Genomic DNA, 24,998 nt, shown 5'->3' on the forward strand with positions numbered 1-24,998 from the left:
GAGTCGGGCACTTGCATAGATTCAATGATTCGACGATACTTGAATTATGGAAGAAAATACTGTTGTCCGTTCTTTGATGGCACTTGCGCAGTCGGTTCGCCTTCGGGTGTTCCGTGCCTTGGTCGTTGCAGGTCCTGAGGGCATGACCCCAGGCGCTTTGACGGAAGCCCTGGCGGTCCCAGCGACCAGTCTCTCGTTCCACCTCAAGGAGTTGACGAATGCCGGTCTCGTCTCGCAAGAGCGGCAGGGTCGGCATTTGATCTACCGGGCGTCGTTCGACCAGATGAATGACTTGCTGGCCTACCTCACCGAGAACTGCTGCCAAGGGCAGGCATGTCTCGCAGAGGCCGACGCGTCGTGCGCTTGCTGACATTCGCGCCCACCGCCGAGCCATGAACCCCGAACTGGCCAGCACAGCTGACTTTGCGCAAGTGCGAGCGCTGCTGCTCGCTTGCGAATTGCCCGAGAGCGACCTGAACCTCAGCCACATGGACGATTTCCTGGTGCTTCGATCCGCCGACGGTTTGGCGGGCTGCGTCGGACTTGAGCGTGCGGGAAACGCAGGCCTGTTGCGCTCCTTGGCAGTAGCCCCCGAGAGTCGCAGCGTGGGACTTGGCGATGTGCTCCTGCGCGCGATTGAAGCCAGGGCTGTAACCGCAGGCATTCAGCGGCTCTTCCTGCTCACGACAACCGCTTCCGACTTCTTCGCGGTGCGCGGCTACCTTCCCTGCCCGAGATCCGACGCGCCCGAGACGATCCGGTCCACCACTGAATTCGCCAGCATCTGCCCCGCCTCAGCAACCTGCATGACCCGTCCGCTCGGATCGACGACTTCGAGCTAGGCGGATCGCCGGAACAACACCACCACTTCCCAACGCCCATCGAGGAGAACCTGTCATGAAGCGTTTCCACGTTCACCTGCACGTCGATGACCTGAGCAAGAGCATCGTCTTCTACTCCCACCTCCTTGCGGCAAAGCCTACGCGCGTCGAGCGCGACTACGCGAAATGGATGCTGGACGACCCACGGGTCAATTTTGCAATTTCCACGGTGGGTCACGACGTCGGCATCGATCACCTCGGCATCCAGGCCGATGACGAAGGCGAGCTTGCGGAACTGAAGGTTCGCGCCCAAGCCGCAGACCGGACGCTGCTCGACGAAGGCGAAACCGTGTGCTGCTATGCCAAGAGCGAAAAGCACTGGGTTACGGATCCGCAGGGCATCGCCTGGGAACACTACCGGACGCTCGCGGCGGCCGTTGTGTATGGCCAGAGCCGCGTCACGGACGCCCCAGCGGATGCTGCCAGCGCCTGCTGCGCCGGACCCGTCGGCTTGAAAGCCATCCCAGTGGTGGCCGCCCCCAGCAAAGCCTGCTGCTGAAAGCACCCCATGACTGAGCGTAAGCACAACGTCCTTTTCATTTGCACGGGCAATTCCGCCCGCTCCATCCTGGCCGAGGGGATCCTCGACCACCTGGGTTCGGATCGCTTCACCGCCTTCTCGGCGGGAAGCCACCCCAAAGGTGCCGTGCATCCGCTCGCGCTGGCCACATTGCGCAATCTGCACTTCAGGGACTCCGGCTACCGAAGCAAGAGCTGGGGTGAGTACGCGAAGGATGGCGCACCGCACATGGGCTTCGTGATCACCGTGTGCGACCAGGCCGCTGGCGAGGTGTGCCCCATCTGGCCCGGCCAACCCATCACTGCCCACTGGGGTCTTGCCGATCCGGCGGCGGTCGAAGGATCGGACGAAGCCCGGCGGCACGCATTCACCGACGCGGCTGTAACGCTCAAGCGCCGCATCGAATTTTTGCTCTCACTCCCGCTCGCCAAGCTCGAGACCTTGGCGATTCAACGCGAAGTTCGCGACATCGGAATCCGCTGACATGACGACGAATATCCTGATCCTCTGCACCCACAACTCGACGCGCAGCGTGCTGGCAGAGGGCATGTTCAACCATTGGGCACAAGAACTCGGCGTTGACGCGCGCGCCTACAGCGCCGGTAGCGCACCCAGCGGCCGCATCAATCCCGTGGCCATTGAAGTGCTCGAGAAGGCCGGCATCGACACCTCCAGTTATCGCAGCAAGAGCTGGGATGAATTCACGAAACCTGATGCTCCGACGATGCGCGTGGTGATCACCGTTTGCGACAGCGCGGCCCAGGAAACCTGTCCCTACTGGCCCGGCTCGCCCGTGAAGATCCACTGGGGTTACCCGGATCCGTCCAATGTCGGAGCAAACGCGGATGAGAAGCGGGAGGCCTTCGAGTCCACCCGCCAGGCCATCGGCGAGCGCATGCGCAAGCTGGCTCAAATTCCCTTCGACGTCCTGAACGACGCGCAGTTGCGCGCGACCCTCGAAAGCATCTGATCCAGGTCTGGGGGCTTCCCGACTCTGTGCAGCGGGCGGGCAGAGCCCGCTTGTGCATCTCTACTATCAATCAAGAAAAACTCTCAAATGCTCGCGGCCATCCTGATCTTCGTCTTCACGCTCGTGCTGGTTATCTGGCAGCCTCGCGGCCTGGGCATTGGCTGGAGCGCTTCGCTCGGCGCCATCATCGCGTTGCTCTTCGGCGTTGTTCACCTCGCCGACATTCCGGTCGTCTGGGGCATCGTGTGGAATGCGACCGCGACCTTCGTTGCCGTCATCATCATCAGTCTGCTGCTCGATGAAGCCGGCTTCTTCGAATGGGCCGCGCTGCACGTGGCGCGCTGGGGCAACGGACGCGGCCGGCTGCTCTTCGCATTCATCGTGCTGCTGGGCGCAGCGGTCTCGGCGCTCTTCGCCAACGATGGCGCCGCACTGATCCTCACGCCCATCGTGATGGCGATGCTGGTCGCGCTGGGCTTCACGCCAGCCGCCACGCTGGCCTTCGTGATGGCGGCTGGCTTCATCGCTGATACGGCCAGCCTGCCGCTGATTGTGTCGAACCTGGTGAACATCGTCTCGGCCGACTTCTTCAAGATCGGCTTCAACGAATACGCGTCCGTGATGGTGCCGGTGAACATCGCGGCCGTGCTTGCCAGCCTGCTGGTGCTGATGCTCTACTTCCGCCGCGGCATTCCCTCGAGCTACGACGTGACTCAGCTCAAGGTGCCGGTCGACGCGATCCGCGATCCGGCAACATTCCGGGCGGGCTGGATCGTGCTGATCCTCTTGCTCATCGGCTTCTTCGGCCTGGAGCCGCTGGGCGTTCCGGTCAGCGCGGTGGCGGCCGTGGGCGCCGCCATCCTGCTCGCCGTGGCGGCGCGCGGACATGTCATCAGCACGCGCAAGGTGCTGCACGGCGCGCCTTGGCAGATCGTGATCTTCTCGCTGGGCATGTACCTGGTGGTCTACGGCCTGCGCAATGCGGGGTTGACCGGCCAGATTGCCTCGCTGCTGAACGTCTTCGCGGAAAACGGTGTCTGGGGCGCGGCCATGGGCACCGGCTTTCTCACGGCCGCGCTTTCATCGGTAATGAACAACATGCCGACCGTGCTGATCGGTGCACTCTCGATCGACGCATCGAGTGCTACCGGCATCGTGAAAGAAGCCATGATCTACGCCAATGTGATCGGCTGCGACTTGGGCCCCAAGATCACGCCAATCGGCAGCCTGGCCACGCTGCTCTGGCTGCATGTGCTTCAAAAGAAAGGCACGACCATCGCCTGGGGCTACTACTTCAAGGTCGGCATCGTGATGACCATCCCCGTGCTCGCGGTCACGCTGGCTGCTCTTGCGCTTCGCTTGAGCCTCGGCTGAGACCGCGCCACCTCTCCACACCTACTGTTTCAAATCTTATGAGCGACGTCACCATCTATCACAATCCCGACTGCGGCACGTCCAGGAACGTGCTCGCGTTGATCCGCAACACGGGCGAGGAGCCTACGGTCATCGAGTACCTGAAGACCCCGCCTCGTCGCGCCACGCTGAAGCAGCTGATCGCAGCCATGGGCGTGCCGGTGCGCGATGTGCTGCGCCGAAAGGGAACGCCTTACGACGAACTCGGCCTCGACGATCCGAAGTGGACCGACGAGCAACTGATCGACTTCACGGGGCAGTATCCGATCCTCATCAACCGGCCGATCGTGGTAACGCCGCTTGCCACACGCCTGTGTCGGCCTTCCGAAGCCGTTCTCGACATTCTGCCGCGGCCGCAACTGGGTGCGTTCACCAAGGAAGACGGCGAAGCCGTGATCGACGCGAAAGGCCAGCGTGTCCCAAAGCCTTGATCTCCCCAACATCGATCTGGAGGCCTTTCGCCGCCCCGATCTGCAAAGCCTCGTGCCGGCAACACGCGCTGCACACGCACCACGCATCCTGCTGCTCTATGGATCTGTGCGCGAGCGTTCCTACAGCCGGCTACTGACCGAAGAGGCCGCGCGCCTGCTTCGTGCCATGGGTGCGGAGACTCGCATCTACGATCCTCGCGGCCTTCCGCTGCCGGACGGCGCGCCCGAAGATCACCCGAAGGTGCAGGAGCTGCGCGACTTGGCGCAGTGGGCCGAAGGCATGGTGTGGTGCTCACCTGAACGCCATGGCGCCATGACCGGGATCATGAAAGCCCAGATCGACTGGATTCCGCTGGCCGTCGGCTCGGTGCGCCCCACGCAGGGCAAAACCCTCGCGGTCATGGAGGTGTCGGGCGGCTCGCAGTCCTTCAATGCCGTGAACCAACTGCGTGTGCTCGGCCGCTGGATGCGCATGATCACTATCCCCAACCAGTCGTCGGTGGCCAAGGCCTTCCTCGAGTTCGAGGAGAACGGGCGCATGAAGCCCTCGCCGTACTACGAGCGCGTGGTCGACGTGATGGAGGAACTGGTCAAGTTCACGCTGCTCACGCGCGACTGCGCTGACTACCTGGTCGACCGCTACAGCGAGCGACGCGAGAGCGCCGAGGCGCTGTCGAAGCGGGTCAACCTGCGCAGCATCTGAGCGAGGTGAATCCAACGTGCAAAGCAGGACCACGACGACTGTGATGCTAGGCGTGGCTCAGACCCTGGCGTGGGCCTCGTCGTACTACCTCCCCGCGGTGCTGGCCAGTGCCATCGGCAAGGACACCGGCATCTCCGCATCCACGGTTTTCGGTGCTTTCTCGGTGGCGCTGCTCGTTGCCGCCGGCATTGGGCCCTACGCTGGCCGGCTCATCGATCGCCTGGGCGGGCGCCCGGTGCTCATCGTCAGCAACATGGTGTTCGCCGGAGGGTTGGCTGCGCTGAGCCAAGCCACGCATGCCAGTCATGTATTCGCTGCATGGACGCTGATGGGTTTGGCCATGGGCAGCGGGCTCTACGAGGCCGCTTTCGCCACCGTGGTCCGCCTATACGGCCAGGAGGCCCGACGTGCCATTACGGGCATCACGTTGTTCGCAGGCTTTGCGAGCACCGTGGGGTGGCCGCTGTCGGCCTACCTGGAGAGCACGGTTGGCTGGCGCGGGGCGTGCCTTGCGTGGGCAGCGTTGCACCTGGTGGTCGGTCTTCCACTCAATGTGCTGCTGCCACGGGCATCTCGTACCGATCAGGCGTCGAAGGATGCAACCGTCGTCGAGAAAGAGGTTGGCGCTGGACTTGCGCCAGCGCAGCAACGCCGCGCCGCCGTCCTGATGGCCTACGTCTTTGCCGTGACTTGGTTCATCAGCACGGCGATGGCCGCGCACCTGCCGGAACTGCTGCTGGCCAGCGGTGCCACGCTGGCCGCGGCGGTTGGCATCGCCGCCCTGGTCGGGCCGGCCCAGGTGGTGGGGCGAGTGATCGAATTCACCTTTCTCAAGCGCGCGCATCCGCTGCTGTCGGCCCGGTTGGCCACACTGGCTCACCCGCTGGGCGCGCTCTGCCTTGGCCTGCTCGGTACTTCGGCTGCTGCAGCCTTCGCAGTGCTGCACGGCCTGGGAAACGGCATCTTGACCATCGCCATCGGGACGCTTCCGCTGCTGATCTTTGGTGCCGAGGGCTACGGGCAGCGCCAGGGGTTCCTCATGGTGCCGGCGCGCATCGCGCAAGCCGGCGCACCGTTCCTTTTCGGCATGGCCGTGGAGCGGTGGGGCGATGGGGCCTTATGGTTTTCCGCCGCGCTTGGCTTGTCCGCGTGCCTTGCGCTGCTGGCGATGACTATTGACACGAGAAAGGCCTCAAGCCCTGTCATGGCACGCTGAGGTGCTGTTGCGACGGAATTGCCATTCCTGAGAGCCGTACCGAGCACGGAAAGGCAGCGGGGCGACGACTGCGCCCCAAATCGAGTCCTTCAAGGGCGCTCAGCTACGTCACGTCATCCGAGGCTGCCGGGCCTTCATCGAGTTCAAGGCAAAGCCCGCCAGAGCGATGACTAGAACCACGGCTTGCGCGATGGTGGTCTCCGCAGACGGATACACCCCTAGTACCTCAATGCGCAGCCAATGAATCGGACTGGCGCTCAACCAGCCCGCTTCCTGAAGACCCGCAACGCCCTTGCCGGCGAGCACGACGGCGAGCACCGCCACCAAGATCGAACTGAGGCTGAAGAATTTGCCGATGGGCATGCGAGCGCTGGTACGCAGCATCAGCCACGCAATGACGGCCAGGATCGCAATGCCGCCCACCAATCCACCCAGCAACGCACCGTTGTTGCCATCGCCAGCGAGTGCCGAATAGAACAAGACCGTCTCAAAAACCTCGCGGTAGACCGCGATGAAAGACAGGGCGAACAAGGCCCATGCAGAGCGGCGCGTCATAGCGGCAGAGAGCTTCTCTTTCAGATAGGCCTGCCACTTTCCAGCGGCGCTTTTCTGGTGCATCCAGAGACCGACACTCAACAGAACGACGGCGGCGAATAGCGAGGAGACTCCTTCGGTCACTTCACGGCTGGCACCACTGATCCCCACGAAGTACGTGGCAACCGCCCAGGTCAGGCCGCCACAAGCGAGGGCTACGATCCAACCTCCGTGAACGTAGGGTAAGACATCGCGCCGTTCCGCTTTTTTCAGGAAGGCCACCATCCCGACGACGATCAGAAGCGCTTCCACGCCTTCGCGAAGCAGGATGGTGAGCGAGGCGATGAAAGTAGTCACAGGCTCGGCTTTGTTCTCTCCCAGCTCCGTATCGACCTGAGCAAAGAGATAGTCCAGCTTCTGCGCTGTGGCGTCCGCCTGCTCCAGCTTCCCGCCGGCGAGCGCGCCGCGGTATGCCAGCATGGCGTTTTCCACTTCCGTGAGAAGCGCCTGGTTGCGAGCGCGCAGCGCGGGCTCAAGCGGCTCAAAGCCGTCCAGGTAGGCCGATAGGCCCAGCCGTGTTGCATCGGCCTGGTCCCCCGCGCGCGCGGCAGCGAGGCTCTCCTGAAGGCGCGTGCGCGCCAGACTCAGCCCGCCCGGCCCACTTGCAGCAACAGTCGCTTCCGAATGACTGCGAACGTAAGCGGTGAGGTCGCGTGCCAAGTCCGGAGACATCTGCTCGGACAAGGTGGCCTCGGTCAACGTGGCAACGGCGGCCAGGTCAGGAAAAGCGCCTTTGGCAGAGGCGTCTCGCCCCCAGGACTGCTCGCCGCGCGTGCGCATTGCATCGTCGTGCGACAAGGTGCCGGCGAAAAATGCCAGTGCCCACCGGTCCTCGTCGGAGAGCGTCGCGAAACTGGGCATTGACGTGCCCGAAACGCCTTGAGAAACGACCTGATAGAGCGCAAGCACACTGCGCGAACGGGCCCGATCCCGATCTGTGAATGCAATCGGTGGTGGCTGCAGTTTTGCTCCGAGCGGGCCATCGCCGCGGCCGGCTGCCCCGTGGCACGCGGCGCAGTTGGCTTCAAACAGCACCTTGGCACGCGCTAGATCTGGTGGTTTCGATGGCGAGAGCGGAAACGGGTAGGCCTTGACCAGAGCTGCCGCCAATGAATGGGCACTGTCTGCCACAGCCTTTGCATCCGCCTTCGCCGCGATGAGTTCGTTCAGCGCCTTCGCCCGTTGCTGCAGGTCGGGCAGCGCCGGCGTGCTTGGCAGTGTTCCGAGTTGCTTTGCAGCGGTCGCAGCGAACTCTTTCATCTCTTCGTATTCGCCGCCACTTTGGACCTTGCCGTCGTGCACGGCGCCGCCGTAGTCGACTGCGAGGTAGTCGAGTAGCTGCCAAGTTTGCTTGGCCTGATCGCTCGCGGCAGGTTCCACCGCCCAAGCAGGAGAAGACGACCACAGCGCGAGAAGCGCCGCCATTGCCAGGAAGTGCCTGGCACAGAGTAAGAGCATTTTCATGTTGTAGTGGTGCTATTGATTCTCATTTTATCGACGGCTCGCACCAGCAGGTCGGGGTGTTGATGTCAGTGACTCCGATACCGCCGTGCGAGCACAGGGGCGGGCCAGGCGGACCGTTCCTGCTCAATTCAGCGGTTGTCGATCTGGGGCGCCGTGGGCGCGCGCAGCAGGCGCAAGCCGTTGAAGACGACGGCAAGACTGGCGCCCATGTCGGCCAGGATCGCGAGCCACAAACTCGCATGTCCGGTGAATGCGAGGACCATGAAGATGGCCTTGGTGCCCAGAGCGAACACGATGTTGGCCGTAAGGATTCCACCGACGCGCTGAGACAGCCTGACAAATTCAGGCAGCTTGCGCAGGTCGTCCTGCATCAGCGCGACGTCCGCCGTCTCGATGGCCGTGTCTGTCCCCGCCGCGCCCATCGCAAAGCCGATGCTCGACCTTGCCAGTGCCGGCGCATCGTTGACGCCATCGCCCACCATGCCAACGGGGCCGCGAGCGAGCAATTCCTCGATGGCTTGCAGCTTGTCTTGTGGAAGCAGCTCGCCTTTTGCACTGGTGATTCCGACCTGGGTTGCGACGGCTTGCGCGGTTTTCTTGTTGTCGCCTGTCAGCATCACAGGCTCAATGCCCAGCGATTTCAGGTCCTCGATGGCCTGGCGGCTGGTTTCGCGCACGGTGTCTGCGACGCCCAGCACCGCCAGGACCTCTCTATCGGTGGCCAGTACCACCGCTGTCTTTGCCTGGAACTCCAGCGCATCGAGCTGGGCTTCCAGCTCAGGCGAGCAGATGCCAAGTTCCTCGATGAGCCGGTGGCTGCCGACGTAGTAGGTGCGCCCGTCCACATCGCCTTTGACGCCACGTCCGGGGATAGCTTCAAACCGCTCGACAGAAGCGAGTGGTCCATCACCATGTCCGGCAACGATTGCCGTGGCCACAGGGTGCTCCGACAGCACATCGATGCTCGCCGCGAGACGCAGTGCCTCGCCTTTTGTCAGGGTGCCCTGCGCAATGACGTCCGTGAGGGCAGGACGACCATGGGTCAACGTCCCGGTCTTGTCCAATGCCACCGATTTCAGGTGCCGTCCCTGCTCAAGATAAAGGCCGCCCTTGACCAGGATGCCACGGCGCGCCGCAGCAGCCAGACCGCTTACCACGGTAACCGGCGTGGAAATCACCAGCGCGCATGGGCAGGCGATGACCAACATGACCAGCGCCTTGTAGACCCACTCGAACCAGGGTTGGCCGAAGGCCAGCGGAGGAATGACTGCAACGGCAAGCGCGACCGCGAACACCGCAGGCGTATAGATGCTGGCAAACCTGTCGACGAAACGTTGTGTGGGCGCACGCTGGCCCTGTGCCTCCTGGACGGATCGTGCGATTCGGTCGAGCGTGGTCTCGCCCTTGCGCGAAGTGACGCGAAACTCCAGCGTGCCGCGTTCGTTGATGGTGCCGGCAAAGACCGTGGCGCCAACTGCCTTCTCGACAGGCATGCTTTCGCCGGTGATCGGCGCTTGGTTCACAGAGGACTGACCGGCGACCACTTCGCCATCGAGAGCGATTCGTTCTCCCGGCCGCACGCGTACCACGCCTCCAAGAGGCACAGCATCCGCCTTGACCTCGATCCACTGCCCATCGGGTTGACGCACCAAGGCGCTTTCGGGCGCGAGGTCCATCAGTTTTCGAATCGCATTGCGGGCCCGGTCCAGGCTCAGCGCCTCAATCATCTCGGCAATGCCGAAAAGCCAAATGACCACCGCCGCTTCGGGCCACTGGCCAATCAATGCCGCACCTATGACGGCGACCGTCATCAGCAGATTCATGTTCAGTGATCGAGTCTTCAGCGCGATCCAACCCTTCTTGAGCGTCTCGGTGCCGCCCAAGCCAATCGCAGCAAGACTGGCAAGAATGACAGGCCAGGAGGCTTCCGGCGTCCCCGCGAAGACCATAGCCTCCGCACCGAGCGCCAACACGCCGGAGATGGCCATGCGGAACCATTGCTCGCGCGAAGTGCCGGAGCCGAACTCGCGCGGAGCCGAAGGCGTCGGTTCACTGGCACTTTGCAGGACAGGCGCCATCCCGAGCCGCTCGATTGCTGCGGTCACGGGCGCGAGGTCGGCCAGTTCGTGGCCCACGGTCAGCGTGCGGCCCATCAAGTTGAAGCTCAAGGCTTTCACCCCGGGCATGCCCTCGAGCGCTTTGCGCAGAAGTCCTTCCTCGGTCGGGCAGTCCATCTTCTCGATGAGGTACACGGCCTGACCCTGAGATTCGACTCTGCCAACTTGCTCGACACTGGCCTTCATGCCCACGTCGTTCAAGGCTTTGAGGATCGGGGCGTGATCCGGCAGATGATGCTGGACATCGAGCCGACGATTCATGAGGTCGAAATCCAACTGCTCAATGCCGTCGACCGTTCCAAGGCGCTTGCGGATCGTTGCCTCTTCCGTCGGGCAATCCATGTTGGAAATGAATAAGCGCGTGGCACCTCCTGTCGCGGGCGCTGCCACAGAGGAGAGCGGCGCCGCAGCGGCGATTGAGGCATGAGCAGATGACGGCGCATCGTCTCCCGTCTTCGCGACGGGCTTCATGCCCAAGCCTTCGATGGTTCGGGCAATCGAGGTCGTATCGCTGAGCGTATGCGACACCGTCAGTGTGTGGGCCTTCAAGTCGAATTCCACGGCTCGTACGCCAGCCAGCGGCTCCAGCACCGAGCGCAACTGACGCTCTTCGTTGGGGCAGTCCATCTCCTCAATGAAGTAAACGACCCGTTGTGGTCCCGTATCCACGACAGCCTGCATGCCGATGTCGTGCAGGGCGCGCAGGATCGCGTTTTGACCGGCAGAGGCATGCGTCACCTCCAGGCGACGCCCGGCGAGGTCGAACGTCATCCCCTGGATGCCATCGAGTTGTCCCAAGCGCTTGCGGATCTGGGCCTCCTCGCTGGGGCAGTCCATGTTGGCGATGGCAAAGCCAGTAACAACTGGCTCCGCTGTTGCCGTCCCCACATCGCCCGTGGAGCACCCGCAGCTCGAGCCGCACGAAGTTTGCGTCATTGCATTCATTGATCAGTTGTCCTCAAATTCCCGGGCTTCAAGAGGCTGCAGCACACGCGTTCGCCCTTGGCACCAATGTGTTCACGAGCGTGCTATCGCAAGCGCTTGATCGAAAAGCCCGGCCAAGGCATGATTAAGAACCCTAAAGTAGGTTGAGAGTCAAGAGCAAACCCGCAGCGGGCACCCGGAAATGCAACATGAAAATCGGTGAACTGGCCAGTGCGACGGGGATGCAGATTCCCACAATCCGCTTCTATGAGCAGGAGGCGTTGATGTCACCGCCTGCGCGGACGGCGGGCAACTACCGGCGCTACGACGAATCTCATGTTCAGCGCCTGGCCTTTGTTCGGCATTGCCGCTCACTCGACATGAGTCTTGAGGACATCCGGGTGCTGCTGAAGTTCAAGGACCATCAAAACGAGCCTTGCGACGAGGTCAACGAACTGTTGGACAAGCACATTCTTCAGCTCGCCAAGCGGATTGAGGAGCTGAGATCTCTGGAGGGACAGCTGATGACGCTCAGGGTTCAATGCTGCTCGGGTCAGCTCGCCGAGCGGTGCGGAATACTTGACGGCCTGACGGCGGCGTCTCAAGAGCAGTAGTGGCTGATTGCGCCAGATTCGGCGCAATGAGTTGCCAGCACAACCTTGCAGGTCGGAATTTCAGAGTTCGTGTCTTAGCTCGCGGGTCTCGGGTAGAACCTGCATGATCGCCATGCCCGCAAGGCTTACCGTGACGGCACATCTCGGCGTCGAAGGACCATCAAGCGTTGGTAGCTCTGGCGCCGCGCACGAACGATTGCAACGCCAGCCCGGCCAGAGCGAGAAGACAAAAGACAGCGCCGGCTGCGCCGCCGAGTTTGGCTTGGTGGAAAAAGAACTTCTCCGGTTCGCCGGCGTCGGTGCTGTCCTGCCGGACTACATCCGCCGGTCCGTCCGCATCGAACACAGGGCCGTGCCCGAAGGTGATCTCGTCGCCGCTGTAGCGCGCTCAGGCTTCGAAGTGGGCCTCGGCGGGAGCCGCGCACCGGGAGCGAAATCGGGTGGCTTCAGCGCCATTGCTGTCCGGGCGTCGGCGCACCGATACCGATCGCACCGAACGTCGCGCAGGAGGCCGTTGCCGTCGTCTTCAACGAATTGTGGCTCCTGGAGAAATCAAAGGCATGACTTCGCTACTTCTCGCAATGCGCATACCAACTTGGGGTGTTGTCGCACATCGAGAGATCAAAAATTAATCGACAGTCTGCTGCGTGATGAGGTGCGAAACAACTCATGCTAGCGCTGCATGCGGTATTCACTTTTCAATAGAAGGCAACGTCCATGACTGACTCGAGCAAGCTCCGTTTGGATCTACCCCTGATCCTTCCCGACGTGGACGACGTCGAGGATCACTGCGTACAACGGCTGACGGAAGCGCTCGAGGGGCGACCCGGCATCTCTGAGGCTCACGTCGTTCGAGACCCCGATGGGCAACCCCAGCTGTGCCTGCACTACGACCAGTCCGTCGTCTCCATAACTCGCCTGCGCGAACTGGTCGGCTCGGTCGGCGCGCAGTTGAGCGAGCGGTTCTCTCACTTGACGATCAGGGCCGATGGCTCGCTTCATGCACGCGCGGCGCGCAGCATTGCCGCCGACCTGCGAAGTTTTCCAGGCGTCTTGGAAGCAGATGTGTCGGGCTCCGGCTCCGTTCGTATTGAATACGACCAGCAACTGGTGTCGGCAGAAACCTTGAGGGCGAAGGCTGCAGCGCTTGGGATCCGCACCGCGGGTGCCGTCGCACCGCCGAAGGACGTCCCACCGGACACTCCATCCCAGCCCTCTCGCTCCGGCGGCGAACCCACTGACCATGCCAAGCATGACCACGCGGGCCACAAGCACAGCGGGCCTGACCACAGCGACCACGCGGATCATGCAAGCCATGATCACGGCAAGAAAGGTGCTGGCGGTCATGCAGGTCATGACCACTCCGAGGGTGGCCTCCTGGGAGAGAAGAGCGAACTGATCTTTGCCGCGCTCGCCGGCGTACTGTTGACCACAGGATGGCTGATCGAGCGCAGCGGCGCCGGACCTGTCTGGCTCCCTACGGCCACCTACATCGCTGCATATTTTTTCGGCGGCCTTTATACAGTCAAGGAAGCCTTTGAGAACCTGAAGGCGCGTCGTTTCGAGATTGATACGTTGATGCTGGTGGCGGCGCTGGGCGCCGCGGCGCTCGGCAAGTGGGCGGAAGGCGCCCTGCTGCTGTTCCTTTTCAGCCTGGGTCATTCGCTTGAGCACTATGCGATGGGACGCGCCCGAAAGGCCATCGAAGCACTTGCCAAGCTCGCACCCGAGACGGCTACTGTGCGACGTGACAGCGGTACCGAAGAGGTCGCTGTCGAACAACTGAAGGTCGGTGATGTGGTCGTCGTGCGACCCAATGAGCGGTTGCCGGCCGATGGTGTCGTTGTGGCTGGAACGTCCAGCGTGAACCAGGCGCCCGTCACTGGCGAGAGCGTGCCGGTCGACAAGCGGCCAGTTGACGACATCAAAGCGGCGCTCGCAGCCTTTGATCGCGTTGCGCCGGAGCATCGGGTTTTCGCGGGGACCATAAACGGGTCGGGTGCAGTCGAAGTGACAGTTGCTCGCCGTGCCGAACAATCCACGATGGCCCGCGTGGTCAAGATGGTGACCGAGGCAGAGGCACAACGCTCGCCGACGCAGCAGTTCACCGAACGCTTCGAACGCATATTCGTCCCCGCGGTCCTGGCCTTGGTTGTCCTGCTGCTATTCGCAGGCTTCGTGATCGATGAACCGTTCTCCGATACCTTCTATCGGGCGATGGCCGTTCTGGTCGCAGCAAGTCCATGCGCATTGGCAATCTCCGTCCCCAGCGCCGTTCTCAGCGGCGTGGCACGCGCCGGCAGAGGCGGCGTCCTGGTCAAGGGAGGCGGCCCGCTGGAGAATCTCGGCACGCTGACTTCCATCGCTTTTGACAAGACTGGAACGCTGACCGAAGGCAAGCCCAAACTGACCGATGCACTTGCAATGCAGGGCGTCACAGATGATGAACTGTTGGTTGTGGCGCTGGCCGTTGAGGAGCACAGCGACCATCCCTTGGCGACCGCCATCGTGTCCGGCGCGCGCGAACGCCTCGGTGATCGCGCGAAGGCGGTTGCTGTCTCCGACGTCAAAAGCATCACCGGACGCGGCGTTCAGGCACAAGTCGACGGCGAGCTCGTGCATATCGGAAAGCCGATACTGTTTTCCGAACTGCCAGGCTCTTCACTGCCTCAGGACGTGAAGGAGGCAAATGACAAGCTGGTCGCTTCTGGCAGAACAACCATGGTCGTGCGCAAAGGTGAGCGCTACCTCGGGGTGATTGCCGTCATGGATACCCCACGCCCCGTGGCGGCGCAGGTCATGGCCGAACTCCGAGCACTTGGCATCGAGCGGCTCATCATGATCTCCGGGGACAACCAGCAAGTCGCCGATGCGGTAGCCAAGAGTGTCGGCCTGACCGAGGCGCGGGGCGATCTCATGCCGGAGCAGAAGGTGGATGCCATCAAGGCGCTTCGCAAGGAGCATGGCAAGGTTGCCATGGTCGGGGACGGTGTCAATGATGCGCCTGCGATGGCCAACTCGACAGTCGGCATAGCCATGGGTGCGGCGGGCTCCGACGTCGCGCTCGAAACCGCCGACGTCGCCCTGATGGCCGATGACCTGGCCCAGTTGCCATTCGCGGTAGGGTTGTCGCGCAGCACGAGTCGAATCATCAAGCAGAACCTCTACGTGAGCCTGGGCGTTGTCGCTGTGTTGATTCCCGCGACGATCTTCGGCCTGAACATCGGCACCGCCGTTCTGTTCCACGAAGGCTCGACCTTGCTGGTCGTTGTGAACGCTTTGCGTCTGCTGGCGTACAAAAAGGTAACACTGCCGACGCCACAGGCCGGGGCTGCCGTCCCGGCCGGCGCACCTAATACCTAGTCAACCAGCGAGGTCATTTCCTGCAGCCCGAAGACCGCACGCCCGCTTCTAAAGATAGCGCGCCGATATGTGAAGGACGTTCAAGATGGGGCGGCCAGCCCCTTACCCTTCACTGGTTCTTTCCCCGATCAGGAGTTCATCCATCGATGAACGCCAAGCGCTATCTCTTGTGGTTTTTGTGGGTCTTGCGAGCCGGCATGCTTTTCTTCTTGGCGTCACGGCCCGAAAGCCGATCGAGCAAACTTTTTGCGTAGGGGCGGCGATGCGCCGCTGGAAAGTCGCGGCGCTCTTTCCACCACCGCACGAGAAGAAAGATCACGGCTCCGATGGCGAGGATGCTGATGTACAGGCCCAGCATCATGAAAAAGTGCGTGCCATCGTCGGTTGTGGTGCGGAACACGGCCTTGCCTTTCCATTGAGTTCAGAATGGTTTGCGAGCGGGAGATCACTCAAACCGATGTGTTCCCGACGCTTGCCCGCATGGAACACGTTCGAGCTGGATCGTCGAGTGATGAATATCAAAGCGCTCCGCCAACATGCGCGCTGCCTCGGCCAAGAGGTTGTCGACGTCACCGCTTGCGCTGACCATGTGAACGCTCAGACTTGCCTTGCCGCTGGTAATAGCCCAGACATGCAGTTCGTGAATGGAGTCGACCCCAGGCAGCGCGCAACGCTTTGTCGACCTCGCCGACATCGACATCGTCCGGCGCGCCCTCAAGAAGGATATTCATGCTGTCTCGCAGCAGAACCCATGTTCTTGGCAAGACCCAGAATCCGATCGCGACGGCGATGACCGAGTCGACCCAAGTCCATCCCGTCAACCAGATCACCACCGCTCCCGCGATCACTCCCACCGACCCGAGCATGTCGCTCCAGACCTCCAGGTAGGCGCCCTTCACATTGAGGCTTCGATCTTTGCCCGACGAAAGCAATCTCATGCTCACGAGGTTCACGACGAGACCCAGTGCTGCAATGATCAGCATCGGAATCGAATCGACCGTTTGCGGCTCACGCATGCGACGCCAAGCCTCATAGAGGATGTAAATGGCAACGCCAAAGAGCAGGAGAGCATTGAACGCCGCTGCCAGGATCTCGAAGCGGTAATAGCCGAAGGTCCGCTTGGTATCCACCACGCGCTTACCAATCTGAATCGCCGCGAGCGATATTGCCAGCGCCACCGTGTCGGTGAACATGTGCGCTGCGTCGGAAATCAGCGCCAGGCTTCCGGTGACAAGTCCTCCGATCACCTCCGCGACCATGAACGTCGTCGTAAGGGTGAGTGCAATCCACAGGGATCGCTCGTGACCAGGTCCCGATGCGGCTTGTACGTGCGAGTGAGAGTTTCCGGATGGCATGGTCGCCTTCAAAGTTTGGGGGTGGGCAGTTGGTCGGGTTCGCGCGAGCTCCCCGTCTTGATTAAGTCGGCCATCGGCCTCGATCGAACTTCCAAGGGGGTGCCGCAACGCATCACATTGGTGAAGACGACGTCGCCCGCGGTGACGCGAAGCCCGTCGGCCACGACCACCACGTGCGAGTGTTTGGACCCGCCAGAGCGGTAGGACAGGCGCGCGAAACGCGACGCCGCAAGTTGTTGCGAGCTCGCCGTCTGCCGGCAATCGGTCCGACCGCTTCCCCGCAGTTCACGTGCAGGAGCCACCTCCGTCACCACTGCGGTGCGCCAGCCCTCCTGGAACGCGCTGGCGTCTTCCAGAAGGGTCGAGCAGCCGCTCAAGCCTGCGGAACATCCCGCGCCAACTGCGGCCATCGCGATGAGTCGTCCGGCCTGTAAGGCGCGTGCGCGCCCATTGCCCCTTGCGGGGCAAAGGGCGCGCGGATCCGAGTCGCTCGCTACGGCACCATCAAACGATGGCTTGCGCATACCCGACATCCGTCACGTAGATCCATCCAGCACCGGCCTGGCCAGTACGGGCCGACGCTGCAATGATCTTCACGAACTCGTCGGCATCTTCATCGTTGCAATGAAGCTCGAGCTTGTACTCGTTCACCACTTCATCGCCCAGTTCGATGGAATAGCGACGCTCGGCCTCATGAAGCGGCGTCAACGAGCCCTTCACGACGTAAAGGGTCAGGTTGTGTTGGCGGCCGCGTGCGTCGTCACCCCAAGCGCTAGCCCCCTTCAATGCCGCAATGACGGCCGCGACTCTGTTGCTGTGGACGTAAGCTTTGATCTCTTTCACGGTGTGTCTCCTTCCAAGGTTTCTTGGGTCTTCGCCTTGCGCCTCTCGGCTCGCTGCTCCGCCCACTCGTACATCAGAGGCAGGATCAACAACGTCAGCGCGGTCGAGGTGAAGAGTCCGCCCACCACCACCGTCGCCAGCGGTCGCTGCGTCTCGGCACCGACGCCGGTCGAGAGCAGCATCGGGATGAGCCCAAGGATCGCGACGGACGCGGTCATCAACACAGGGCGCAGCCGCAGTGCAGCACCCTGTTGAACAGCCTCCCGGATCGGCAAGCCTTGCCGCCTCAGGTCGTTCAGGAACGTCACCATCACGATGCCGTTCAGCATGGCAACACCGAAGACAGCAATGAAGCCAATGGCCGACGGGACCGACAGGTATTGCCCGCTGACAAACAAGCCCACGATGCCGCCGATGATTGCAAACGGAACATTGGCGATGATGAGCGTCGCATGCCGCACAGAGTTGAAGGCGGTGTACAGGAGGATGAAGATCAGACCGATGGTCAACGGAACGATCACCCCAAGCCTCGCCATCGCACGTTGCTGGTTTTCGAAGGAGCCACCCCATTCGATCCAGTAGCCGGTTGGCAATTCGACTTGCGCCTTCAGCTGGGTGTCCGCCTCCTTTACAAAGCTGTCGACGTCACGGCCCTTGACGTCCATCTGGAGCACTGAATAGCGCTGAAGCGATTCACGCCGGATGAAGGAGTACCCCTCGTCGAGCTCGATCGAGGCGACCTGCGAGAAGGGCACCAGCGCCCCCTCTGCCGTGCGGATCGGAATGCTAGCGATGGCCGCGGGGCTCACCCTGAACTCGTCGGAGAGACGAACCGCGATTTCAAAGCGCTTGGTGCCATCGATCAATGTGGAGACCGCACTGCCTCCGATGCCGGATTGCACGACCTCGAGGATCTCATCCGCGTTGATGCCATAGCGCGCCGCTGCGTCCCGGTTGACCTTGATGATGAGCTGCGGCTTACCCTTGTTGGCTTCGGCCGATAGGTCCGCGACACCCGGAATCTTCCCGAGCACACCTTGAATCTTGCCGGTGAGTCTGTCGAGCGTCGCGAGATCCTCTCCATACAGCTTGAGCGCAAGGGTGGCCCGCACCCCGGAGATCAGCTCTTCAACGCGGGATTGAATAGGCTGCGTTGCGCCGAACACGACGGTCGGCACCACTTTTTCGAGAGCTTCCTGCATGTCGGAGGCCAGCTTCCCGTAGGAGATCTTCTCCGGCCATTCGCCAGGCGGCTTGGTGTCCAGGTTCAGCTCCATGTAGTTCACGTCGGTGGTCTCACCGCCTTCGGCGCGGCCGATGGTCGCAAGCACGGAGCGAATCTGCGGGAATTGCTTATGCAGTGCCGCGCTCACCTCGTTGGACACCCGTATGGACTCGTCCAACGATGTGGAGGGAATACCTGTTACCCGGAACTGGATCGTTCCTTCCTGGAGTTGGGGCATGAACTCCTTGCCCAGGAATGGGAACAGCGCCAGCGAGGCGAGCAGCAAAACGATCGCTGAACCGACGACCAAGCGCTTGCGCTCAAGTGCCCAGTCCAACAGCGGAAGGTAGATCCGCTTGGCGCGACGAACGAGGAAGGTGTCCTTCTCCTCTTTGGGCTTCAGGATCATTGCAGCGAGCACAGGGACCAGCGTCAGCGAAAGCAAGAGCGACCCCGCCATGGCGAACGTGATGGTGTACGCCATCGGCTTGAAGAGCTTTCCCTCAAGACCGGTGAGTGAAAACAAGGGCAGGAAAACCACGATGATGATCAGGATGGCGAATGCGATCGGGTTGACCACCTCGCGGGCCGCTTCCAGGATGAGGTGAGTCTTCTGAATCGGCTTGCCGGATTCCTTCGCATGCGCCAGAAGTCGGAATGCGTTCTCGACCATCACGACCGCGCCGTCCACCATCATCCCGGTGCCGATCGCCAAGCCGGCGAGCGACATCAGGTTGGCCGAGACACCGAACTGCTGCATCAGGATGAATGCGATCAGCATCGCCATTGGCAGCGTGATCACTACCACGATCGCCGAGCGAAATTCGCCCAGGAACAGGAAGAGGATCACAGCAACGAGGATCGCGCCTTCGACCAGCGAGCTCTCCGCAGTGTTCAGGGCTTTCTTGACAAGCTCCGTGCGATCGTAGACGGGCTGCAGCGTCACGCCCTTCGGTAGCGCCGCTTGCGCCACCGCCAACTTGGCTTTGACAGCATCCACCACGTTCTTCGCGTTTTCATTGACGCGGGCCAATGCGATGCCCAAGACAGCTTCCTTACCGTCTCGTGTCACTGCTCCGAATCTGGGTGCGGGAGCCTCCTTGACCTGCGCGACATTTCGCACATACACAGGCGCGCCATTGCGCTCGGCGATGACGATCTGCTCGATGTCCTTTGTCGTTCCCACCAACCCGAGACCACGCACAAGGAACTGCTCCGCGCCAAGGTTGATCGATTGGCCGCCGACCTGTTTGTTGTTGGCTGTGAGCCGCTCCATCACCTCCTTGAAGCTCACGCTGTACTGAATGAGCTTTCGCGGATCGATCTGAACCTGGAATTGCTTTTGCTCTCCGCCCCAAGAGACGATGTCGTCCACGCCGGGGGCCGTACGCAGGATCAGTCGCACGGTCCAGTCATGGAGCGTACGAAGGTCCATGGTGCTCATCTTCTTGTCTTCAGACTCGACCGTGTACCAGAACACCTGGCCAAGGCCCGAGCTGTTCGGCCCCAGTACCGGTTCGCCATAGCCTTGCGGCAAGCGCCCCTTTGCTTCCTGCAGCTTCTCGCCTACCAGGCGGCGAGCGAAATAAATGTCGACATCGTCCTTGAAGTAGACGCCTACGTAGGACAGGCCGAAGAGCGAGACCGAGCGCACTTCTTCGACGCCCGGCAAGCCGGCCATGGCGCCTTCGATCGGTGTCGTGAGCAGCTTCTCAACGTCCTCCGCGGCCAAGCCTGGAGACTCCGTATAGATATTGACTTGAACCGGGGTGACGTCGGGGAAGGCATCGACAGGGACGTTGCGAAACGCCTGGACACCGAGTCCGACCAAGACGGCAAAGATGACCAGGACGAGGACCTTGTATCGAAGCGACGCGTCTACGAGTGCGTTGAGCATGTTTTACTTTCGATTCCTCAATGTGCGTCGCCGATTTGCGACTTCAGCACGCGTGCCTTGAGGGCGTAGGTTCCCGCACTCACCACCTGCTCGCCGGCCTTCACGCCTGACTTCACAACCGTCCGGGTACCGAGCCTGTCGCCGGGATCGATTGCGCGTTGCTCGTAAGCACCGTTCTCAAAGACGAAAACGTTGGGCTGGCCCTGCATGAGCACGATGGCCTGGTCCGGCACCGTCAGCACGTCCGTCTTCGGCGCCGACTGCGGCGAGGGGCTTTCAATGGTGGCGGTTGCGAACATCTCTGGCTTGAGGCGACCCTCACCGTTCTTCACCTCGATGCGCGCCGGAATCGAACGCGTCTCCTTGTCGAGGATGCTTGCGACATAGGTCACTCGTCCTTCGAAGCGCTCGTCCGGATAGGCACCGACGGTGACGGTCGCTTTCGCACCGACGCGGACTTTCGCCAACTGGGCCTCGGCCAGGTTGGCCTCGATCCACAGCGTCGACAGGTCCGCGACGACGAACAAGGCATCGCTGGGTCCGGCCAGGCCGCCCACAACGGCCTTTTTTTCGATGATCGTGCCGGCCAGCGGCGAAGTCAGAGGGAAGACGGAGGCCACGCCTGCGCTCTGGCCCGATGGGACGCCGAGCAGCCGAAGGTGGTCCTCTGCGGCGCGAAGCGTGGCACTTGCCTTTTCATGCTCCGCCTTGGCCCGCAGGTAATCCTTCTGTGGAATGATCTCTTCTGCCTGCAAGGCAGTTGCGCGCTTGTAGTCCGCGTCAGCCACTCGCTGAGCAGACCGTGCCTGGCTCAACGCCGACGAAGCCTCGCCAACGGCCAAACTGTCCAGGGTCGCGAGCGACTGTCCGGTTCGAACATTGTCACCAAGGCTTGCTGCAACAGTGGCAACGCGGCCTTCGACGCGAGGCGCAATCCTGGCAATGCGATCCTGGTTCGCACGAATCGTCGCTGTCACCGTGACGGTGTCAGCCAGGGCTTGCGCCTTGAGTTCTTCCAGGACAATGCCGGCGCGATCCGCTTCCTCCTTCGAGAGCTTGAGGCCTTCTTTCTCGGCAGCCTTCTCTTCGGCAGCGGGCTTCTCGGCCGAACCGTTGCTGCCTCCGCAACCGGACAGTGCAATCACTGCAAAGGCCGCGCAGATCGCTGCGGCAAGCTTGGTCAGAGCGGAACGTTCGGTACTGCGCTGACCGACCGGGGTGGGATTGAATTTCATGGCGTGACTCCTTCAGGAGGCCAGCCAGCGGCCAGCTCCAGTGCAAGACGGGTGGATTGATAGTCGATGAGCGCGTCGATCAGATCGCGGCGTGCGTCGAGGGCTTGCCTGTTCACCACGATCAACTCGAGAAGACCGATCTGGCCGGCCCGCTGGGACTTGACCGAGAGCTGCTGGTTATCGAGCAGCGCCGGAAGCACACGCTCCTGAAGCCTGGTGACACGATCCCTCAGGCTCTCCAGCTTGGCCCAGAGTGCCCGCACCTGCGCCTGCGCATCTCGAACGCCCGCACTGCGCGAGATCTCGGCTTGGGTGAGCGCGCTGCTCGCCTGTCCAATGCCGGCGGCATTGCGTTTGAACAATGGCAGCGGCACGGAGACCGAAACGGTTGTGAGGCGTTCGCGCGCACCGGATGCACCTTCACGCCCCACGCCGACGCCGACAGTGAGATCGGGATAGCGGCTGGCGCTCTCCAACTTCAGCTTGGCCCGTGCCGACTCCTCCCGTGCGCGCAGCGCCTGGAGGCGCGGCTGGCTATCGACCTGAGACAGCAGGGACTCGAGGCTGTAAGCCGCGCTTGCCGTGGGGCGAAGCTCGCCGCTCGCCTGTGGCAGGCTTTCCGCGCGGAGTTGAAGCTTCGCAGCCAGCTCAGCGCGAGCGTCGAGCAATTGTTCCTTTGCGACGGCCAGCTGGTTGCGGGCACGCTCGGCCTCGACCGTGGCCACGTTGGAATCCAGCTTGGTGTCTTCACCGGCGATGCGTCGCTTTTGGACAGCTGCCGCGGTGCTCTCGAAGAGACCCAGCGCCTGCTCTTCGAGCTCAGTGCGTTGTTGCAAGGCGAGGACGCGGTAGTACAGCTGCGCCACCTCGACGCGAATTTGTCTGCGGGTCTCGGCGATCTCTTCCTGCAGGGCTGTCAACGCCGCGTCGGCAGCTTCGCGGCGAAAGCCTCGCTGGCCTGCAATCTCGAACGTCTGCTGAACGCTGCTCGACCACTCGCGACGCCGTTCAGACGGCGCACCCTCCTGGGGGACGGCCCGGCGTACGCCGTCGAAAGAGACGACTGGATTGTTGTAGAGGAGGGCGTTGGCATCGGTGCGCGAACCTTCCGCCGAAGCGAGTTCGGCCTGCTTGGCTCTCAAGGCCGGATTGGATTCTTCAGCCAGCCGCCATACCTCCGTCAGGCTCAATCCCTGAAGGACCGGCCGGGGTTGTGCTGGTTGCGCAGTTTGGGCGGTGGATGTCGCGACTTGCGCGAGGCTGGGCCATGCGGCCAAAGCCAATGCACTGGCAATGACCAGCGTCTTGATTCGCATCGAATTCTCCTAGCGTTGAAAAACAACCAAAGGCGAGATTCGGCGAGCAGTCGTCGTGGGAAAAGGAAAAGAGAAAACGAGCTCGCCGATCAGAGGGCAAGCGTCCGTGCAGGGCGTTCAAGCCCTATGGGGATTGGCGAACGATAGGTCGGAAGGCTGAGCGCTGGGGGCCATCCTCCGACAGGGGCCAGGAAATGAAGAGACGGAACCGGAGCGATGTGGACAACGCTGGCATGACAACCGATGCAGTCGTCGTTGTCGGAAATCGTCTTCAGCTTCAGGTCTTTGCTTTTTTCACCCGAAGACGCGTTGGCCTGGTGCTCATGGTGACCAAAATGCGCGGCACCGGTGCCAGCCTCATGCCTGCAGTAACCCGTGGCCGCACCCCACGCGAACTGCAGCGGCAGGATCGCGAGAAGCATGGCTAAGAGGAACGTACGCATGATGGCAAGTGTATCGACGGTGCTGGATTTTTCGATGGGCTTGGGTGCGAAAATCAGGCCAGGGATCGGGTGATCCCGCAGGATCGCAGCTTACGCTGCCGCTTGACCGCATTTTGCGCAGAAGCGTGCTCCAGGCGCCAAGGCAGTGGAGCAGCCCGAGCAGACCCGTGCTGCTGCAGGAGCTGCGCCGCACTGTGCGCAAAAATTCGCGCCAGGAAGGAACGGGGCTCCGCACGACCGGCAAGGCTGCCCGCCGCGCGCATCGGCTCCTCCGTACGGATAACCACTTTCACGCCCACCGTGATGCCCCGAACGGTTCGACTGACCATGCCCACGTTGGGCGTGGCCACCGTTTGCCAAGTTTCGAAAGATGTCGCTGAAGAAGCTCATGATGATTCGTTGGAGGGCAGGAGCGCCCATTGCTGTGGAATGAAGTGATTGGAAACCATGAAGTCACTTCAAGGTCAAGCGCCGCGGCGCATTTCCGCATGCATGAGACGCCCGTCCGATCGCCAACATGTCCAGATCGGCTCGGTACGCCGCGGTGGCGACGCCGAAAAACCCAAGCAATGTTGAAAACAGGTTGTCGTGGGAATATTTCTGCCCGGTAACCGAAGCAAGGCATGAAAGCGGCAATTTCAGGCGATCCTGTGTCTGAGCCGGTAGCCAGGCGAGCATGGGAACGTGCGTTTGCTCGCTGGGCGCAAGCATCGGCGGCAGCCCGTGCAGATAGATGTTTCGCTCGCCGAGGCTTTCACCATGGTCCGAGATGTAGAGGACCGCGATGTCCATCGCGAGGGCGCGAGCGCGCGCGGCCTCCACGATCCGAGCGATGTTCTGGCTGGTGTACTCGATCGTGTTGTCATAGGTGTTCACGAGCGCTTGCCGGTCGCAAGACTGGATCCGATTCGTATCGCACGTCGGCTGGAATTTGCCAGGTGCTGGATACCGCCGGTAGTAGGCAGGCCCGTGACTGCCCATCTGGTGCAGAACAATGGCTGTGTCCTGCTTCACCTCGCTCAGGCGCTCCTCCAGCGACCGGGTAAGGACTTCGTCCTGGCAAGCGTCCTCACCGCAAAGGCCGTCGATGCCTGACGTCGGCATCTGCTGGGTCGGCACTCGCGCGCAGACCCCTTTGCAACCGGAGTTGTTGTCGAGCCATTGCACCGAAACACCTGTCCGCAGCAGGACGTCGAGTACGTTCTCGCGCTCACGCGCCTTCCGCACAGAGAAGTCCTCGGCACCCAGCCCGGAGAACATGCAAGGCAACGATGTCGCGGTGTCGGTGCCACACGAGACGACATTCTGAAAGTACAGGATGTCGCGGCTGGCGAGGGCCGCGTTCGTCTCGCGCGCATAGCCGCCCAGGGAGAAGTTCGCCGCTCGTGCAGTCTCACCCACGATCAAGACAAGCACCAGCGGGCGCGCGGAGAGGGACGGGGTACGACGCGCATCCGGTGCGATTTGAAGAACC

At 62.1% G+C, this 24,998-nt stretch carries 23 protein-coding genes and 1 pseudogene; 11 read left to right on the plus strand and 13 right to left on the minus strand.

Translation table 11 applies throughout. The annotated features are described in order from the left end of the window. Positions 1-46 precede the first annotated feature (46 nt). From ACWV14_RS28680 to ACWV14_RS28720, 9 genes are all read left to right on the plus strand, one after another. Complete coding sequence (locus ACWV14_RS28680; RefSeq protein WP_454905043.1) at positions 47-370, plus strand: ArsR/SmtB family transcription factor; 324 nt, start codon at positions 47-49, stop codon at positions 368-370. A 22-nt stretch (positions 371-392) separates the two neighbouring features. Then, the gene (gene arsN2, locus ACWV14_RS28685; RefSeq protein WP_454905045.1) at positions 393-842 is read left to right on the plus strand and encodes an arsenic resistance N-acetyltransferase ArsN2; all 450 of its coding nucleotides are present in this window, start codon (positions 393-395) and stop codon (positions 840-842) included. A 55-nt stretch (positions 843-897) separates the two neighbouring features. Next, positions 898-1,380: an ArsI/CadI family heavy metal resistance metalloenzyme gene (locus ACWV14_RS28690; RefSeq protein WP_454905047.1), complete on the plus strand. Its 483-nt coding sequence runs from the start codon at positions 898-900 to the stop codon at positions 1,378-1,380. 9 nt (positions 1,381-1,389) lie between these two features. Continuing rightward, a complete protein-coding gene (locus ACWV14_RS28695; RefSeq protein ID WP_454905049.1) occupies positions 1,390-1,884 on the plus strand; it encodes an arsenate reductase ArsC in 495 nt (164 codons plus the stop codon). Position 1,885: 1 nt separating this feature from the next. Continuing rightward, positions 1,886-2,371: an arsenate reductase ArsC gene (locus tag ACWV14_RS28700; RefSeq protein WP_454905051.1), complete on the plus strand. Its 486-nt coding sequence runs from the start codon at positions 1,886-1,888 to the stop codon at positions 2,369-2,371. Positions 2,372-2,458: 87 nt separating this feature from the next. Further along, entirely contained in the window at positions 2,459-3,745 is a 1,287-nt protein-coding gene (locus tag ACWV14_RS28705) for an arsenic transporter (RefSeq protein WP_454905053.1), read from the plus strand. 38 nt (positions 3,746-3,783) lie between these two features. Then, on the plus strand, positions 3,784-4,215 hold the full coding sequence (arsC, locus tag ACWV14_RS28710; RefSeq protein WP_454905055.1) for an arsenate reductase (glutaredoxin): 432 nt from the start codon (positions 3,784-3,786) through the stop codon (positions 4,213-4,215). Beyond that, positions 4,199-4,918, plus strand: a complete 720-nt coding sequence (gene arsH / locus ACWV14_RS28715) for an arsenical resistance protein ArsH (protein WP_454905057.1) — start codon at positions 4,199-4,201, stop codon at positions 4,916-4,918. The genes arsC and arsH overlap by 17 nt, the downstream gene beginning before the upstream one ends. A gap of 16 nt (positions 4,919-4,934) precedes the next feature. Next, a complete protein-coding gene (locus ACWV14_RS28720; RefSeq protein WP_454912809.1) occupies positions 4,935-6,134 on the plus strand; it encodes an MFS transporter in 1,200 nt (399 codons plus the stop codon). 108 nt (positions 6,135-6,242) lie between these two features. Here the strand turns inward: ACWV14_RS28720 and ACWV14_RS28725 are convergent, their stop codons facing one another. Both ACWV14_RS28725 and ACWV14_RS28730 read right to left on the minus strand, forming a co-directional pair. Next, on the minus strand, positions 6,243-8,192 hold the full coding sequence (locus ACWV14_RS28725) for an FTR1 family protein (RefSeq protein WP_454905059.1): 1,950 nt from the start codon (positions 8,190-8,192) through the stop codon (positions 6,243-6,245). A gap of 128 nt (positions 8,193-8,320) precedes the next feature. Next, positions 8,321-11,254, minus strand: a complete 2,934-nt coding sequence (locus ACWV14_RS28730; RefSeq protein WP_454905061.1) for a heavy metal translocating P-type ATPase — start codon at positions 11,252-11,254, stop codon at positions 8,321-8,323. Positions 11,255-11,442: 188 nt separating this feature from the next. On the opposite strand from ACWV14_RS28730, the gene cadR reads away from it, so the two are divergent. Next, positions 11,443-11,847, plus strand: coding sequence for a Cd(II)/Pb(II)-responsive transcriptional regulator (gene cadR, locus ACWV14_RS28735; RefSeq protein ID WP_454905063.1), 405 nt, complete (start codon positions 11,443-11,445; stop codon positions 11,845-11,847). A 160-nt stretch (positions 11,848-12,007) separates the two neighbouring features. Here the strand turns inward: cadR and ACWV14_RS28740 are convergent, their stop codons facing one another. Next, positions 12,008-12,193 (minus strand): hypothetical protein, encoded by a 186-nt coding sequence (locus ACWV14_RS28740; protein WP_454905065.1) that lies wholly within the window; start codon positions 12,191-12,193, stop codon positions 12,008-12,010. 371 nt (positions 12,194-12,564) lie between these two features. Between ACWV14_RS28740 and ACWV14_RS28745 the strand changes: the two genes are divergently transcribed. Next, positions 12,565-15,210 (plus strand): heavy metal translocating P-type ATPase, encoded by a 2,646-nt coding sequence (locus tag ACWV14_RS28745; RefSeq protein WP_454905067.1) that lies wholly within the window; start codon positions 12,565-12,567, stop codon positions 15,208-15,210. 160 nt (positions 15,211-15,370) lie between these two features. Here ACWV14_RS28745 and ACWV14_RS28750 read toward each other — a convergent pair whose 3' ends face one another. The 10 genes and pseudogenes from ACWV14_RS28750 to ACWV14_RS28795 all read right to left on the minus strand — a co-directional run bounded on the left by ACWV14_RS28750 (position 15,371) and on the right by ACWV14_RS28795 (position 24,925). After that, on the minus strand, positions 15,371-15,610 hold the full coding sequence (locus ACWV14_RS28750) for a hypothetical protein (RefSeq protein ID WP_454905069.1): 240 nt from the start codon (positions 15,608-15,610) through the stop codon (positions 15,371-15,373). A gap of 45 nt (positions 15,611-15,655) precedes the next feature. Beyond that, a pseudogene (locus ACWV14_RS28755) lies at positions 15,656-16,565 on the minus strand (cation diffusion facilitator family transporter). 8 nt (positions 16,566-16,573) lie between these two features. Continuing rightward, positions 16,574-16,975 carry a hypothetical protein gene (locus ACWV14_RS28760; RefSeq protein ID WP_155742511.1) on the minus strand — a complete coding sequence of 134 codons (402 nt, stop codon included), beginning with the start codon at positions 16,973-16,975 and terminating at the stop codon, positions 16,574-16,576. Between the two features lie 94 nt (positions 16,976-17,069). Further along, positions 17,070-17,408: a P-II family nitrogen regulator gene (locus tag ACWV14_RS28765; RefSeq protein WP_081268189.1), complete on the minus strand. Its 339-nt coding sequence runs from the start codon at positions 17,406-17,408 to the stop codon at positions 17,070-17,072. After that, positions 17,405-20,530, minus strand: coding sequence for an efflux RND transporter permease subunit (locus tag ACWV14_RS28770; protein WP_454905071.1), 3,126 nt, complete (start codon positions 20,528-20,530; stop codon positions 17,405-17,407). Before ACWV14_RS28770 ends, ACWV14_RS28765 begins: the two co-directional genes overlap by 4 nt. Before the next feature lie 17 nt (positions 20,531-20,547). Further along, complete coding sequence (locus ACWV14_RS28775; RefSeq protein ID WP_454905073.1) at positions 20,548-21,765, minus strand: efflux RND transporter periplasmic adaptor subunit; 1,218 nt, start codon at positions 21,763-21,765, stop codon at positions 20,548-20,550. Then, on the minus strand, positions 21,762-23,081 hold the full coding sequence (locus ACWV14_RS28780; RefSeq protein ID WP_454905075.1) for a TolC family protein: 1,320 nt from the start codon (positions 23,079-23,081) through the stop codon (positions 21,762-21,764). Before ACWV14_RS28780 ends, ACWV14_RS28775 begins: the two co-directional genes overlap by 4 nt. 89 nt (positions 23,082-23,170) lie before the next feature. Next, the gene (locus ACWV14_RS28785) at positions 23,171-23,524 is read right to left on the minus strand and encodes a hypothetical protein (protein ID WP_454905077.1); all 354 of its coding nucleotides are present in this window, start codon (positions 23,522-23,524) and stop codon (positions 23,171-23,173) included. Positions 23,525-23,614: 90 nt separating this feature from the next. Then, entirely contained in the window at positions 23,615-23,944 is a 330-nt protein-coding gene (locus ACWV14_RS28790; protein ID WP_454905079.1) for a double zinc ribbon domain-containing protein, read from the minus strand. 33 nt (positions 23,945-23,977) lie between these two features. Next, positions 23,978-24,925, minus strand: coding sequence for a phosphoethanolamine transferase (locus ACWV14_RS28795; protein WP_454906108.1), 948 nt, complete (start codon positions 24,923-24,925; stop codon positions 23,978-23,980). Positions 24,926-24,998: the final 73 nt, after the last annotated feature.

It is taken from the genome of Variovorax durovernensis (assembly GCF_977011995.1).

Bases quoted from the DNA above. Each gene is read 5' to 3' on its own strand.
- cadR (WP_454905063.1), top strand. From the start codon at position 11,443: ATGAAAATCGGTGAACTGGCCAGTGCGACGGGGATGCAGATTCCCACA.
- ACWV14_RS28775 (WP_454905073.1), bottom strand. From the start codon at position 21,765: ATGAAATTCAATCCCACCCCGGTCGGTCAGCGCAGTACCGAACGTTCC.
- ACWV14_RS28770 (WP_454905071.1), bottom strand. From the start codon at position 20,530: ATGCTCAACGCACTCGTAGACGCGTCGCTTCGATACAAGGTCCTCGTC.
- ACWV14_RS28695 (WP_454905049.1), top strand. From the start codon at position 1,390: ATGACTGAGCGTAAGCACAACGTCCTTTTCATTTGCACGGGCAATTCC.
- ACWV14_RS28785 (WP_454905077.1), bottom strand. From the start codon at position 23,524: ATGCGTACGTTCCTCTTAGCCATGCTTCTCGCGATCCTGCCGCTGCAG.
- ACWV14_RS28705 (WP_454905053.1), top strand. From the start codon at position 2,459: ATGCTCGCGGCCATCCTGATCTTCGTCTTCACGCTCGTGCTGGTTATC.
- arsC (WP_454905055.1), top strand. From the start codon at position 3,784: ATGAGCGACGTCACCATCTATCACAATCCCGACTGCGGCACGTCCAGG.
- ACWV14_RS28760 (WP_155742511.1), bottom strand. From the start codon at position 16,975: ATGGCCGCAGTTGGCGCGGGATGTTCCGCAGGCTTGAGCGGCTGCTCG.
- ACWV14_RS28790 (WP_454905079.1), bottom strand. From the start codon at position 23,944: ATGGGCGCTCCTGCCCTCCAACGAATCATCATGAGCTTCTTCAGCGAC.
- arsN2 (WP_454905045.1), top strand. From the start codon at position 393: ATGAACCCCGAACTGGCCAGCACAGCTGACTTTGCGCAAGTGCGAGCG.
- ACWV14_RS28780 (WP_454905075.1), bottom strand. From the start codon at position 23,081: ATGCGAATCAAGACGCTGGTCATTGCCAGTGCATTGGCTTTGGCCGCA.
- ACWV14_RS28725 (WP_454905059.1), bottom strand. From the start codon at position 8,192: ATGAAAATGCTCTTACTCTGTGCCAGGCACTTCCTGGCAATGGCGGCG.
- ACWV14_RS28700 (WP_454905051.1), top strand. From the start codon at position 1,886: ATGACGACGAATATCCTGATCCTCTGCACCCACAACTCGACGCGCAGC.
- ACWV14_RS28690 (WP_454905047.1), top strand. From the start codon at position 898: ATGAAGCGTTTCCACGTTCACCTGCACGTCGATGACCTGAGCAAGAGC.
- ACWV14_RS28680 (WP_454905043.1), top strand. From the start codon at position 47: ATGGAAGAAAATACTGTTGTCCGTTCTTTGATGGCACTTGCGCAGTCG.
- ACWV14_RS28730 (WP_454905061.1), bottom strand. From the start codon at position 11,254: ATGAATGCAATGACGCAAACTTCGTGCGGCTCGAGCTGCGGGTGCTCC.
- ACWV14_RS28745 (WP_454905067.1), top strand. From the start codon at position 12,565: ATGACTGACTCGAGCAAGCTCCGTTTGGATCTACCCCTGATCCTTCCC.